This is a genomic window from Streptomyces sp. ISL-87 (assembly GCF_018614095.1).
GTDB lineage: Bacteria > Actinomycetota > Actinomycetes > Streptomycetales > Streptomycetaceae > Streptomyces.
This window is the reverse complement of record NZ_JAGGOY010000035.1, coordinates 19,526-32,901: the sequence shown is the minus strand read 5'-3', so window position 1 is coordinate 32,901 and position 13,376 is coordinate 19,526. Positions and strand designations below refer to the sequence as shown.

11 protein-coding genes and 2 pseudogenes are annotated in these 13,376 nt (G+C 69.2%); 8 read left to right on the top strand and 5 right to left on the bottom strand.

All coding sequences use genetic code 11. The features are described from left to right. Positions 1 to 1,512: an amino acid adenylation domain-containing protein gene (locus J7I97_RS13540; protein ID WP_214934366.1), complete on the top strand. Its 1,512-nt coding sequence runs from the start codon at positions 1 to 3 to the stop codon at positions 1,510 to 1,512. Next, the gene (locus J7I97_RS13535) at positions 1,509 to 2,828 is read left to right on the top strand and encodes a condensation domain-containing protein (protein ID WP_214934363.1); all 1,320 of its coding nucleotides are present in this window, start codon (positions 1,509 to 1,511) and stop codon (positions 2,826 to 2,828) included. Before J7I97_RS13540 ends, J7I97_RS13535 begins: the two co-directional genes overlap by 4 nt. Here the strand turns inward: J7I97_RS13535 and J7I97_RS13530 are convergent. The 4 genes and pseudogenes from J7I97_RS13530 to J7I97_RS13515 all read right to left on the bottom strand — a co-directional run bounded on the left by J7I97_RS13530 (position 2,815) and on the right by J7I97_RS13515 (position 7,191). Next, complete coding sequence (locus J7I97_RS13530) at positions 2,815 to 4,032, bottom strand: aminotransferase class I/II-fold pyridoxal phosphate-dependent enzyme (RefSeq protein WP_214934360.1); 1,218 nt, start codon at positions 4,030 to 4,032, stop codon at positions 2,815 to 2,817. The genes J7I97_RS13535 and J7I97_RS13530 overlap by 14 nt on opposite strands. Before the next feature lie 29 nt (positions 4,033 to 4,061). Further along, positions 4,062 to 4,817, bottom strand: coding sequence for a thioesterase II family protein (locus J7I97_RS13525; RefSeq protein ID WP_214934357.1), 756 nt, complete (start codon positions 4,815 to 4,817; stop codon positions 4,062 to 4,064). A gap of 9 nt (positions 4,818 to 4,826) precedes the next feature. After that, on the bottom strand, positions 4,827 to 5,243 hold the full coding sequence (locus tag J7I97_RS13520) for a VOC family protein (RefSeq protein WP_308378346.1): 417 nt from the start codon (positions 5,241 to 5,243) through the stop codon (positions 4,827 to 4,829). A 571-nt stretch (positions 5,244 to 5,814) separates the two neighbouring features. Continuing rightward, a pseudogene (locus J7I97_RS13515) lies at positions 5,815 to 7,191 on the bottom strand (IS1380 family transposase). Positions 7,192 to 7,421: 230 nt separating this feature from the next. Between J7I97_RS13515 and J7I97_RS13510 the strand changes: the two are divergent. Beyond that, the gene (locus tag J7I97_RS13510) at positions 7,422 to 8,219 is read left to right on the top strand and encodes an inositol monophosphatase family protein (protein WP_214934351.1); all 798 of its coding nucleotides are present in this window, start codon (positions 7,422 to 7,424) and stop codon (positions 8,217 to 8,219) included. A 3-nt stretch (positions 8,220 to 8,222) separates the two neighbouring features. Next, positions 8,223 to 9,182, top strand: coding sequence for a Gfo/Idh/MocA family protein (locus J7I97_RS13505; RefSeq protein WP_214934346.1), 960 nt, complete (start codon positions 8,223 to 8,225; stop codon positions 9,180 to 9,182). On the opposite strand, the pseudogene J7I97_RS13500 reads toward J7I97_RS13505, so the two are convergent. Beyond that, positions 9,175 to 9,925 (bottom strand): annotated as a pseudogene (locus tag J7I97_RS13500) (class I SAM-dependent methyltransferase). The gene J7I97_RS13505 and the pseudogene J7I97_RS13500 sit on opposite strands and share 8 nt — an antisense overlap. A gap of 350 nt (positions 9,926 to 10,275) precedes the next feature. Here J7I97_RS13500 and J7I97_RS13495 point away from each other — a divergent pair. The 4 genes from J7I97_RS13495 (at position 10,276) to J7I97_RS13480 (ending at position 13,211) form a co-directional block, all read left to right on the top strand. Further along, entirely contained in the window at positions 10,276 to 11,187 is a 912-nt protein-coding gene (locus J7I97_RS13495) for an AAA family ATPase (RefSeq protein ID WP_308369397.1), read from the top strand. A 49-nt stretch (positions 11,188 to 11,236) separates the two neighbouring features. After that, entirely contained in the window at positions 11,237 to 12,028 is a 792-nt protein-coding gene (locus J7I97_RS13490) for an HNH endonuclease (RefSeq protein ID WP_214934343.1), read from the top strand. Positions 12,029 to 12,411: 383 nt separating this feature from the next. After that, positions 12,412 to 12,657: a hypothetical protein gene (locus tag J7I97_RS13485; protein WP_214934340.1), complete on the top strand. Its 246-nt coding sequence runs from the start codon at positions 12,412 to 12,414 to the stop codon at positions 12,655 to 12,657. A gap of 143 nt (positions 12,658 to 12,800) precedes the next feature. After that, entirely contained in the window at positions 12,801 to 13,211 is a 411-nt protein-coding gene (locus J7I97_RS13480) for an NUDIX hydrolase (protein WP_214934474.1), read from the top strand. The last annotated feature ends 165 nt before the right edge of the window (positions 13,212 to 13,376 follow it).

The following is a 13,376-nucleotide window of genomic DNA, read 5'->3' as shown; positions in this document are numbered from 1 at the left end:
ATGTCGACGCGGCTTCCCCTTCATCTGGCCGTCCGACGTCTCGCCTCGGCGAACCCCGACGCCATCGCACTGGTCCACGACACCGAGCGCGTCTCCTACCGCACGCTCGCCGAGGCGGGCGACAACTACGCACGCCTGCTGTCCTCTTGGGGCGTCCGGCAGGGTGACATCGTCGCGTTGATGCTCCCCCGGTCGGCCCAGCTGGTGGCCGTGCAGCTCGGCGTGCTCGCGTGCGGGGCCGCGTACACCGGAATCGATCCCCGGTGGCCGGCCTCGCGGGTCTCCTCGATCCTCGACCAGCTCGACGCCCCGGTCGTCGTGGGCCGCACGCCCGGCGACATCGAGGGCCGTCCCGTCCGGGTCATCGCCCCGGAGTCCGTCATGTCCGCCGCCGCGGACCCGGCCCCGTACAACTCGCCCGAGGTGTCGCTCGACGACGCCGCGACGGTCTTCTTCACCTCCGGCACCACCGGCGTCTCGAAGGGCGTCGTCACGACGCACCGGGCGGTCACCCGGATGTTCGGGACGGCCGGCCTCGACGGCTTCGGCCCCGGTCACGTGACCCCGCAGGCGGCGCCGCTGCCCTGGGACATGTACGCCTTCGAGCTCTGGGGCCAGCTCTCCACCGGCGGCACCAGTGTGATCGTCGGCGAGGACTACCTCATGCCCCGCCGCCTGCGGGCGCTGGTCGCGGACGAGGGGGTCGACACGCTGTGGCTGACGACCTCCCTGTTCAACCTCTTCGTCGACGAGGACGTCGACAGCTTCGCGGGCCTGAAGCAGCTCTACGTCGGCGGGGAGAAGCAGTCGCCCGCGCACGTGGGCCGCTACCTCGAGCGCTTCGCCGACGTCCCGATCTGGAACGGGTACGGGCCGGCGGAGAACTGCATGCTGACGACGCTGCACCGAATGGGCCCGGCCGACCTGTCGGTGCCGGGCGGCATCCCGCTCGGGCGGATCGTGCCCGGCACGGACGTCGTCGTGGTCCGGGACGACGGCAGCCCCGCCCCCGCCGAGGAGACCGGCGAGATCCTCGTCACCGGTGGCGGGCTGGCGCTCGGGTACGTGAACGACCCCGTCCTGACCGGGACGAAGTTCATCGAGATCGAGGTCGACGGCGAGACCCGGCGCGCGTACCGCACCGGCGACATGGGCCTGTTCGACTCGGATGGAGTGCTGCACTACCGCGACCGCATCGACCGCCAGATCAAGCTGAACGGCAACCGGCTCGAACTCGGCGACATCGAGAGCGCCGCCCGGCGCGTCGAGGCCATCCGCACCTGCGCGGCGGTGGCGGTCAGGGACGACAACGGCCAGGTCCAGCACATCGCGCTGTACTACAGCACCGACGCGGACCACGCCGGCCTCACCCCGCGCGAGCTGCGGAAGCAGCTGGCGACGATGCTGCCCGCGTACGCGATCCCGACCGCGATGGAGCGCCTCGACGCCCTGCCGATCAGCGCGAACGGCAAGGTCGACCTGCGGGCCCTGGGCGAGCGGGGCCGCCGGTGACCGACGAGGCCTATCCGCTGACGTTCGAGGAAGAGTCGATCTGGATCTCGGAGCAGCTCTTCCGGCAGCGCTCGCCGTATCTGGAGACCTGGGCCCAGCGGATCGAAGGACCGCTGGACCCGGAGGCGCTGCGGCGGGCTTGGGAGGCCTTCGTCCTGCGGCACGCGGCACTGCGCACCCGCTTCCTCCTGGAGGACGGCGGCACGGTCCAGCGCTTCGCGCCGGAGCCGCCGAGCGAGATGGAACGGGAACAGTGGCCGGGCGGTGAGCTCGAAGCGGTGCTGCGGGAGGCCGGGCGCCGTCCGCTGGACCTCACCCGCTCGCCGTACCGGGCCACGCTCTACGAGCGCTCCCCGCTGGACCACGTCCTGCTGGTCCAGGTGCACCACATCATCGTCGACGACGTATCGCTGTCGGTCCTGAACGAGGAGCTCGGCGCGCTCTACACCGCGCAGGTCACCGGAGAGGCGCCCGCGCTTCCTCCGCTCGCCAGGGACCCCGGCGCCTACGCGGTCGCCCAGCGCGCCGCCGGTGTCTCCCCGGCGGCGCTGGACTTCTGGGCGGACTACCTCGCGGACGTGACGCCGCTGCCGCAGCTCCCGCCGTACCCCCGTCCGCTGCCTCCCCGGCGGGGACCCGGCACCGACATGGTGAGCGTGGTGCTGCCCGCGGAGACGCGCAAGGCGGTACGGGACACGGCCAGGGCGCTGCGGACGACGCCGCACGTGGTGTTCGCCGCGGCGATGGCCATGACGTTTTCGGCGACGGTGGAGGTCGAGGACGTCGTCCTCGGCACGCCGACCTCGCGCCGAGGCGCGGCCGAGCTCGACCGGATGTTCGGCTGTCTGACGGACCTCATGCCGCTCCGCGTGCACGTGCCTCGGACGATGTCCTTCGCCGAGGCCTGCGCCACGACGAAGAAGAACGTCCTCACCACGCTCCGGCACCGTCAGACGCCGTACGCGGCGATCAGCAGCAACCTCCGGTCCGCGCAAAGCCTGCGCTCCAGCGACAACCTCGCCCGGGTCGTCCTCGTCATCGACGACGACCCGGGCGAGCTCGTCCTCCCCGGGCTGCGGTGCGAGCGCGTGTACGTCGGTGCCGCCTGGCCCAAGTTCGACTGGTGCCAGTACGTCGTCGAGTCCGGCGACGAGTACCTCGTACGGGCCGACTACGCGACCGGCTGCTTCACGCCGGCGGAGGCCGAGCGGATGCTGGCCCAGTGGGCGACCGTGGTGACGGCGGTGACCGCCGACACCACGGTGACTCCGGGACGGCTCGGAGAGCTCCTCGGCTCTCCCGCTACGACGCCATGACCCTCAGGGCATCGCCCAGCCGGGCGATGCCCTGACGCAGGTCCGCCTCCCGGGCGCTGAGGCTGATCCGCACGCACCGGCGGCCGTGCTCGACGGCCTCCGGCGACGTGGTCCCCGCGAAGAAGTACGAGCCGGGGACCACGAAGGTGTGCCGGTCCTTCATGAGGTCGTAGAGCCGCAGGTCGTCGAACCACGGCTCGTCGATGTGCAGCCACGAGAACATGCCGCGCGTGCCCTCGTGCAGGTACCAGCGCAGGTCCGCGGGAAGGTCCTCGCGGAACAGCTCGGAGGCCAACTCCCAGCGCGCGGTGTAGAAGGGCTGGATAGTCCCGGAGACGATCTCTCCCAGCTCGTCGCCGCTCTTCAGGGCCTGCGCCACCGCGTACTGGGCGAGGCGGGGGGCGTGGAGGGCCGTGTTCCCGAGGAACGCGACCATGTCCTTGACGACCTCGGCCGGTCCGATCGCGATCCCGAGGCGCTCGCCGGGCAGCCCCGCCTTGGAGAAGCTGAAGCAGTTGAGCACACCGTTCTCCGGGGGCGGCGGCGTGTGGGTGACCGCGATGCCGGGGAACGGCTCTCCGTAGGCGTTGTCCACGATGGTCAGCGCGTCCTGCGCACCGGCGACCTTGATGATCGTGTCGAGTTCCGCCTGGGTCAGCGAACGGCCCGTGGGGTTGCTGGGATTCGACGCGAGGAAGACGCCGGCACCCTGCGTCTGCTCCACCGCCGCCGTGTCCAGCACGTAGCGGAAGCGGTGGTCGCCGGAGTGGACGACGTCGCTGGGTATGCCCACCAGGCTCTTGTGCAGGCTCGACGCCTCGTAGCCGGTGTAGTCCGGCAGCGCGGGTAGGACCAGGGACCGTTCACCGGCCGTGGACTGCCCGGTGTAGAGCGCTCCGGCGATGAAGCAGAGCATCTGGCTGCCGGGGCCGACCATGACGTTGGAGGCGTCGATGTCCCAGCCGAGGCGCTGGTTGAAGTACTCCACGACCGCGTCGAGGAGCACCGGAAGCCCCCGGGACGGCCCGTAGCTGCAGCTGAGCCCCTCGAAGTCGGCGTCCAGCGCCTGCCGCACGTGCCGCTGCCAGAAGGCGGTCAGCTCGGGGAGGGGCGCGGGGTTGCCGATGCCGAGGTTCAGCCAGTTGTGGGGCGAATGGCTCGTCACCGCCGCGATGTCGTCCATGATGACGCGCAGCCCCGACATGGAACACATCTTGTCCCCGATGGACGACCTCATCGCACAACCTGCTCTCGGCTCGGTTCGGCTTGCTTCATCATGTGGGCCTGGACACGAGCGGCCTGATCGAACACGGCGAAGTGCCCGCCGTCCAGCTCCAGTTGATTGAAGTCGGACGTGGTGTGCAGATTCCACGGCCCCATCTCAGCGACCCCCGCCCCGCTGTCATGGAGGGCCGGGAAGGCGGTGATGGGCACGTCCAGCGGCTCGTCGCCGGGGAACTCGTACGACTCGTTCAGATGGAAGTCCGCGGCCAGCAGCGGCTGCAGGTGCCGTAGCAGCCCGTCCTCCTCCAGCACCGCCTCCGGGGTTCCCCCCAGTTTCCGGAGGGTCTCGCGCAGGGCGTCGACCGACGCGTTCCCGAGATTCGTCCGGGGCATGGGGATGTGCGGCGCGCGACGGCCCGCGACGAAGAGGTGCCGGGGCATCGGCGCGCCGAGACGGCGCAGTTCGCGCGCCAGCTCGTACGCGGTCAGGGCACCGGTGCTGTGCCCGAACAGCGCGAAGGGACGGGGCACGGTGTCGAGCAGGACGGGCGCGAGGTCACGGACGAAGGCGGCCACGTCGTCGTACGCGGCCTCCGCACCGCGCCCTTCCCGACCGGGCGGCTGGACCGGACAGACCGACAGCCCCTCGGGGGCCGTCGAGGCCCAGGACCGGTAGGAGGAGGCGCCGGCTCCCGCGTGCGGAAGGCAGACGATGTGCAGCGCGCCCTCGCGTACGGGATAGGGGAACCAGGGATTTCTCGGCATGGGCCCCCCTCACGCACCGTCGTCGAAGTAGCCGCAGCGGGGAAGGGCAGGGGTGGGGCCGTGCGGCACGGCAGGATCGTCGGTGTAGATCTCCAGCCGGATGCCGTCGGGATCGGCAAAGAACAACTGCCCCGCAGAGGCGGCATCTTCACTGCTGCCGTCATCATCCCGAAGAGCCACACCGGCCGTCCGGAGACGCTTCTCCGCCGCCCGCAGGTCGTCGAGGGTGGCCGCCTCGAAGGAGAGGTGATGCAGACCGGGCCGGTTCACCGGGAACGCGCCGGAGGACTGCTCCCACAGAGTCAGCAGGACGACACCGTCGGATCCCATGAGCGCATAGCGATTCACTGGTCCGGTCGATTGCCGAATGACGTCGAACCCCAGGGACCGCCGATAGAAGTCGACGGAACGTTCGAGATTCGTCACGTTGAGTCCCGCACTGCCAGTACTGAGCGCCGTCATGTCCACCTTTCGTGCGCTGTAAGAACCACCGGCGCGTACGGAATGCCCTGCGCGCGTCGTGAACCGACGGAGCGGGACTGCCGCGGCCGGGGGCGATGCGCCACGGATTCGGAGAGGAACGTCACTGCGCCCGCGTCCGAACAGGGGTGTGCTTTCGGACCGCCCCCCTGCGCATACGTTCGCGATCATATGACATGCGAGGTTGCCACGCTGGGTCGCGAACCCCCGAATTTCCACGACATCCGCCCTGCGGCTGCCGGTTCGACCAGCGACAACAATAACTGAGTTCATTTACACGACACTTACAAGACCCCACACCCAACCACTCCATCGTCCCCCCACACCCCCATGTCTCGAACTATCCGAAATCATTGGCCTCGATCTTTCGTGACGGTCCGTCGGCTTCTTCGGCGGGCCGTTTCGGCTGTCTGGCCTGATCGCGGGTATGGCGGTGGCCCGGCTGTCGCGTCGGGTGGGCGCCGGGTTCCACGGCTCCGGTCGGGGTGGTGCTGGTTGCGGGGACGGGAACTGCTGGTCAGCCGGGGTTCGGGAGGGCTTCGAGCCGTGCCAGGGCGTTGGTGATCACGTCGGTCCAGGACCAGTGGCGGGCGAACCTCAGGTGCCGGCGGCGGGCGGTGGTGACGAGTTGGGCGGCGGCGGAGAAGAGGCGGCGTCGGAGGCGGCGGGGCTCCCACCTACGGGTTTCGCCGGTCAGGGCGAGCATGGGCATCCATGCGAGCAGGTCGAGGGCGATCTGGACGATCTCCAGCCAGATCTGGTTCTGCGCGGTGTCGTGCAGGGGCAGGTTGCGCAGGCCGGTGGCGCGGGCGGCACGGATACGGTCTTCTGCGCGTGCTCGCTGGCGGTGCCGCAGCTCCAGTGACGCGATCGGAAGGTCGATGGTGTTGGTGGCGAAGGCGGTGAGCCGCAGTCCGTCGGCATCGGTGATGCGCAACTGTGCGCCGGGATGGGGCCGTTCCTTGCGGACGATCAGCCGCATTCCCTTCGGCCAGCCCTTGAGGCAGTCCCCGGTGATCTCGGCGACCCAGGCCCCGTCCCGGATCGCGCCGCCGGGCTCGACTGCCGCAGTCCAGGCCGGGGCGGGGACCTTGAGTACGGCCTGGTGAATCTGCTCGGTGATGGTCATGCAGACCGAGTACGACAGCCACCGGCCGCGCTGGGCCAGCCAGGCGACGAACTCGTGGGTGCCGCCCCCGGAGTCGGTACGGACCAGCGTCCGTCGGCCCCGCCGGTACTTCTTCGGCAGCTGGGCCAGGGCCAGTCAGGCCGTGGCGATGTGGTCGGCGGCGGTGTTGCTGCCTGCGTTGCCGGGCCTGAGCAGGCCGGCCACCGGCTCCCCGCTGCCGCCGCTTCCGTGATCGACGAATCCCATCAGCGGACGGTGCCCGAAGGTCTTCTTCCAGGTCGCGGTGGCGTCCTGCTTGTCGGAGTGGGCCAGCACGAGCACCCCGTCCAGGTCCAAGGTCACCTGCCCTGAGGCGTCCGGGGCCGCGTTCTTGGCCACGTTCCAGACGTGCTCACGCGCTTCGGCCCGCGCGGACCGTATCGCGGCCAGCGCCTTCGGCCCGGCTGCGGCGAGGGTGTCTACGAGGCGGGAGACGGTGGGGTCGGAGGCTACCGGCCCGAACACGGCCGGCTCGGCACGCAGCATCCCGACATCCGCGAGGCAGTCCCCGCCCAGCGCGACCGCGAGCGCCACGTCCAGCAGGATCTTCCCCGGCTCGTGCACCACCCTCGGACGACGCCACGGCGCAAGCGCCGCCGATACCGCCCGGTCCAGTCCGGCCTTGCGAACCGTCTCGACCAGCAGCACGGCCCCGGCCTGGGACACCACGGCCCGGCCACCGCCCTCGATGCGGACACGCGGGTATGACCCGATACGCTTCTTCACCTGAGAAGTGCCTCCGGCGATGGCAGGAACAAGGACCTCGACAATCCTCATTCTTGCTGGTCAGAGGCACTTCTCGCTTACGGGACCACCCGTCGGACAGCCCGCTTCATGAAAGCGCGAGGTTAGCGACTTAACAGACGCGCTTGTGCCGTTCTGTTCCTCCGCCTAGTCTGCGCGGGCGAGTTGATCTAAATACGCCAGTCGCCACCGGACGGCCGATAGGAGAGTCGATGAGCATGCCGGGAGCCTCTGTGAGCGACTGGGGTCCCTGGCTGGAACGCGCGTTGGAAGCGGCGAGAGCCGGGACGGACGCTCTCCGGTCGGCCCACGCGGAAGCCAGGATCATCGAGACGAAGTCCGCGCCGGGAGACTTCGTCACCACGGCCGACGTCGCCTCCAACGAGGCGATCCTCAAAGTCATCGACGCCTCCGGCACCCAGGTCGGCCTGGTCTGCGAGGACCACCCGGACCGCCCGAGCGACACCGGGCTGCGATGGGTCGTCGACGCCGTCGACGGGACCGGCAATCTCGCCCTGGGCATCCCGCACTTCGTCGTCAGCATCGCCCTCGAAGAGCGAGTCGAGGACGGCTGGGAACCGCGCGTCGGCGTCGTGCACGACCCGAACCGCGACGAGGTGTTCTGGGCCGTGGACGGCGGCGGGGCCTGGCTGGGGGACACACGACTGTCGATACGCCCCCCGTGCCCCGCCGACGATGCCGTCGTGGCCACGGAATACGCGTACACCGCCGAGGGCCGAACCCGTCAGGCGCGCACCCTCACGGCACTGCTGCCGGCCGTCCGCAGCGTGCGGTCGACAGGAAGCTCGGCCCTCAACCTGGCGTGGGTGGCCGCGGGCCGCCTCGACGCGTTCCTGGAGGACGAGCTGGAGCGCTGGGACTGGGCCGCCGGAGCGCTCATCTCCCGCGAGGCGGGGGCGGAATGCACCCCCTGGGGCACCGGAGTCCTCTGCGCCGGACCGGCCTTAGCCGCCGAGCTGCGGGCACTGATCACCACCGAAAAGTTCTGAGAGATGTCCGACGCACTGCGGATCGCCGTCGTGGGGTACGGCCAGGTGGCCCGTCTCCACGCCGAAATCACCTTGGCGGAAAGCCAGATACTCCACCGCGTAGTGGGCCGCGACCCCGACCGGACCGCCGCCTTCGCCAAGGAATTCGACATCGCCCACCACGGGACCTCACTCGACGAGGCGCTGACAGACGACGCGGTCGACGCCGTGATCCTCGGATCGCCGAACGACGTGCACGCCGACCAGGCACGCCGCTGCATCCTGGCCGGGAAGCCGGTACTCGTCGAGATCCCGCTCGCCATGTCGGCCGGGGGGGCACACGAGCTGGCGGACCTCGCCCGGGCCCGCGGCGTCACCGTCATGGTCGCGCACACGCACCGCTACCTCACCGGCCTGCGCGGCCTCCTCGGCGACGTGGCGGCGGGCACCCGGCGCTTCGACAGCGTGCTCGCCCGCTATCTGATCCTGCGCCGGGACCGCGTCGGGTCGAGCGGCTACGTCCGCTCGTGGACGGACGACCTGCTGTGGCACCACATGAACCACTCGACGGACATGACCCTGGGACTGCTCGGCATCACGGACGCGTCCACCGTCGACGTCCAGGTGGCGCACACCCGCCCCGACCCGACATCGGGCAAACCCCTGGACATCACGCTGACGATGACGACGGAGGACGGCCGCGTGGGCACGGTCGTCGGCTCGTACACCAACGAGACCCCGCAGGTCTGCGACTACTACCTGGCGGGGGCGGGCCGGACCGTCTTCGTGGAGATGAACGTCGTCCGGGACCGCGACGGCGTCGCCTACGACCCGGACGAGCACCCCGAGGACGAGGAGGACCGCGTGCTGCAGAACCGCGAGTTCTTCGCGGCGACGAGGGCCAACCGCCCGGCGGCGATCAGCCCCGACACCATCCTCCCCGCCATGGACGTCCTCCAGCGCGCCCAGGACCTGATCAGCTGACCGGCTTCTCCCAGACGGAGACGTGCTGGACGCTGTCCTCGGTGAAGGGCCGACGCGTCCAGCCGTCCCGGCGGTCACGCAGCCGCAGCCCGGCGAGCTGGGCCATCAGGTCCAGCTCGGCGGGCCAGACATACCGAAACGGAATGCTCCGGGCTTCGCCCCGCCCGTCCTCCGTGATCTCGATGTAATGGCAGGTCGCGCCCTGGGGGACGGCCGTAGACGGTATAGGCCCACTCCCTCGGCCCGGCCCGGAACGGGACGAAGTTCTGCCCCGCGGGAATCTTCCGCAGCTCGAGCACCAACACCTCGACGACGAAGCATCCGCCGGGCGCGAGATGCGCGGCGGCGTTGCGGAAACAGGCGACCTGAGCCTCCTGGCTTGTCAGGTTCATGATGGTGTTGAAGACGAGATAGGCGAGGGAGAAGCCGCCGTCACGCTCGATATCCACGGTCGTGGCGAAGTCCCCGATCGAGACCCCGATTCGCTCTCCCCCGGGCTTGGCGAGCATGCGATCGACCATGGCCCGGGACATGTCGATCCCGTGCACCGACACCCCCCGCCGCGCCAAAGGCAAGGCAATCCGCCCGGTCCCGACTCCGAACTCCAAAGCCCGCCCGTCACCGGCGAGTTCAGCCAGAATGTCGACGGTCCGCCCGATGACCTCCTCCTGAAACTCGGGACCACGACCATCGTCGTACCGCTCCGCCACCTGCTTCGAGAAGTAGCCGTCCGCGTCGATCATCAGCCGACCGTATCGCCTCGACGACAACCGAACCAGGCCCACACGCACGCCCGTTGGTGTGGCAGCCCGCCCGGGAGGACGAGGGGGCACGGGGCGAGGGCGGGCGCGGTCCTCGGCGGAGGCGGACTCATGCTGAACACCGCCTCATCGGATCTGCTCCGCCGGAGCTGCGTCCCTCGCCCGCCACACCGGCGTCGACGGCTACCGCGTCCGGACGATGCCGACAACCGGCGCGCCCGTCGGGAGGCGGCGACAGCGCCACCTCCACCCGGCCGTCGCCGGACAGCAATGTCGTCGGGCGCCTCATCTGGGGCGAAGATGCACCCGGCTCCTTCGTCAACGTTGTCTGCGTGACCTTCAGCGCCTTCGACCCGGCTCAGGAGCAGTTCGAGTCGGAACAGGGCGCTGTTGAACACGCTGAGCTGGAAGGCTGGGACGGCGCTCTGGACGTGGCCGACGGCCAACCACCTCCCGCGGCCGATGACAACATCGCGGGTGTCTCCTACAGGTATGTGGGCTTGCCCAAGGTGGATGGGCTGGGGCGCCCGACTCGGGAGCGCAAAACGCGCCTTGACCTAAGCAAGGAGTTCGCCAATAGCGTGGAGGAGGTCGTCGCCGCCGGCCGCGTCCAAAGCTGGATCAAGGCGCTTGAGGCGTTGGGCAGCGACCCGTACTTCTTCGAGGCTCCGGTCCGATCCTTCGCGCAGGCTCTGCTGGAGCGGGGCGTGTTCGGCCGTACGAGCGACCGTGACACTGCTTTGGAGATCTTCTCCAACCTCAGCTCGGGGCATGCGATTGTCCTGCTGACGATGACGCGTCTGGTGGAAACCGTCGCCGAGCGGTCGCTGGTGCTCCTCGACGATCCTGAAGGACATCTGCATCCCCCGCTTCTGGCGTCCTTCGTCAGGGCCCTGTCCGACCTGCTCACCGACCGCAATGCGGTCGCAGTCCTGGGCACCCACTCGCCGGTGGTGCTGCAGGAGGTCCCGCGCTCCTGTGTCTGGAAGGTCAGCCGCCAGGGCACGATGCGGCCCGAGCGGCCATCGATCGAGACCTACGGCGAGAACGTCGGGGTTCTTACCCACGAGATATTCGGCCTCGAAGTCCGGCGGTCCGGGTTTCACGCCGAGATCGAGAAGGCAGTCCAGGAACTGGGCACGTACGAGCAGGTCCTGGCCCGATTCGGCGGTCAGCTCGGCGGGGAGGCGAAGGGCCTCGTACGGATTCTGCTCGCCTACCACACGTCGCAGGGGCGCCGCTGATGTGGCCGCTGGAGCCGCCTAGGGTCACCGCCCGTCAAAGCTACGAGGCGTGCGTGGCCGGCACCAGGAACGCGTCCCGCCAGGCACGACTTCTGGCCGCCGCGACAGCATCGAGGAGGCGGGCGAGCAATTCCGGTGGGCGGCCCAGCGAGGCTCCCTGCACACCTTGGAGTGCGCGGCCTTCGCTCTACCGAATCTCTCAGCGGCCGAAGCCGTGGCGTGGATCTACGAGAACGGCATGCTCGGTACAAAGAGCGGTCGAGCCATCTACGAGCAGCTGAGAGCGGCCCCGCAACATGATCGTTGCCCTCTGTGCGGACACGGGGTCGTCAGGACCCTTGACCACGTCCTGCCGAAGAAGTCGTTCCCTGCGCTGTGCGTCGATCCCTTGAATCTGGTGCCCGCCTGCGCCGACTGCAACCACGCCAAGGGCGACGCCCTCCCGACGAGCCTTGAGACGACTCCCCTGCACCCCTACCTCGACCGCATCGACGATGACCACTGGCTGGACGCAAGGATCGTGGACGACAGCCCACTTTGGCTCGAGTTCTTCATCAGCCCCTCGCCATCCTGGGATCAAGTCCTCGCTGACCGAGTGCAGTACCACTTCGCACTCTTTGGACTGTCCAGGCTCTTCGCCATCCAGGCCAACCGCACCCTGAGCGGCATCCTCAGCCTGCTCACCACTCTGCGTAATGTTGGCGGGGCCCAGGAAGTGCGCAACTACTTGGCGAACGAGGCCACCACACGCCTCGCTGACCGGCCCAACGGCTGGGAAGGAGTCACTTACCGGACTCTGGCGAGCAGCGACACTTTCTGCAACGGCGGCGTCATACCCTGACTCCGGAGTATCAGCACACAGGCTGTCTGGTGTTCGCGCCGACTGTCAGTCCCCCGTCGACAGCAGTGCCAACAAGCCGAACCGGCCACGCCTCGCTGAGCGGGACCGCCGCGCCGGGGATCAGGCACGGGCACAGCGAAGCCGGCGACGAAAGCCGTAGCCTGCGCCGCAATGGATGCCCCTGGCGCAGGCATCAGGCGACGTTGCCGCCCGACTTTTCAGGGTGCCGTCTTCAAGTCAGGAACCGGTGCCATCAGCCTGGTGATCAACTGGTCACGACCCCAGTGATCACGATGGGCTACAGGAAGCTGCCAACCGACGTGCCAAAATGCGCGCTCGTGCGCTCCCTGCCGCGCCGTAACTTATTGGGCCATCCTGGTGACATGGCGACCCTCCCGAAGGCTCCATGCCCCTCTTGCTCCGTTCCGCACGCCTTGCTGCCTACCAAACGAATCGGGTACGGATCGGTCAAGGACCACAAGATCGAGCCCCGGGCACTGGTGCTGTGTCCGGGGAGTATGGTCCACGTCGCTTACGCCGAGGCGCGAGCGTGGCAGCTCGAGTTCGAGCGCGTGCAGCAGGAGGCAGCGGCGCCGGCCGTGGTGGAAGAAATGCTCTTCGAGGGATGAGGATCGGAGAGCCACACCCATGCAGCTCGTCGCGGTAGCAACGAGGGGCTCGCGAATGTCATCAGGCCCCGGCGCCCCACCGGCACTCGAACGCCCCCTCGCCCCAGATGACGGCGGCTGCCGTGAGTGACCGACAGGCGTCGATGAATGGCAACGCTCAACCTGAGCGTCGGGTTGCCGTGGCCGTTGTGGTTCACGAGGGTCAAGTGCTGCTCGTACGGCGACGAGTTGAGGAGGGCGAACTCTCGTGGCAGTTCCCTGCGGGCAAAGTCGAACCGGGCGAGTCCTGCGAGGAAGCCGCCGTCCGCGAGACGAAGGAGGAGGCCGGACTGGACGTGGTGGCCGTGGTTCCGCTGGGCGAGCGGGTCCATCCCATCACCGGCTGGCAAGTGTCGTACACGGCCTGCGAGGTGGTCGGCGGGGCCGCGCACGTGGCGGACGCTGACGAAATCGCCGAGGTCGCATGGGTGACCCTGTCGGAAATCCCGCAGTACATCCCGTACGGACTCTTCGAGCCGGTCCAGCGACACCTGGACGTCGTCCTTCGATCTTGACCACGCCAACCAGGACGAGAATGCCTCTGCACCCCGGAGCAGCAGCCCATGGGCGCGGTGCCCTCTCACGGCGACCCGCACCCTGGTGGGCTCCAGGACCTCTGGACGCGGCCGCTCGATTCCTCAGCGAGGGCGCCCCTGAGGCATCCGGTCACCTCAGAGCCG

Bases quoted from the DNA above. Each gene is read 5' to 3' on its own strand.
- J7I97_RS13480 (WP_214934474.1), top strand. From the start codon at position 12,801: ATGAATGGCAACGCTCAACCTGAGCGTCGGGTTGCCGTGGCCGTTGTG.
- J7I97_RS13530 (WP_214934360.1), bottom strand. From the start codon at position 4,032: ATGTCGGGGCTGCGCGTCATCATGGACGACATCGCGGCGGTGACGAGC.
- J7I97_RS13540 (WP_214934366.1), top strand. From the start codon at position 1: ATGTCGACGCGGCTTCCCCTTCATCTGGCCGTCCGACGTCTCGCCTCG.
- J7I97_RS13485 (WP_214934340.1), top strand. From the start codon at position 12,412: ATGGCGACCCTCCCGAAGGCTCCATGCCCCTCTTGCTCCGTTCCGCAC.
- J7I97_RS13510 (WP_214934351.1), top strand. From the start codon at position 7,422: ATGAGCATGCCGGGAGCCTCTGTGAGCGACTGGGGTCCCTGGCTGGAA.
- J7I97_RS13505 (WP_214934346.1), top strand. From the start codon at position 8,223: ATGTCCGACGCACTGCGGATCGCCGTCGTGGGGTACGGCCAGGTGGCC.
- J7I97_RS13525 (WP_214934357.1), bottom strand. From the start codon at position 4,817: ATGCCGAGAAATCCCTGGTTCCCCTATCCCGTACGCGAGGGCGCGCTG.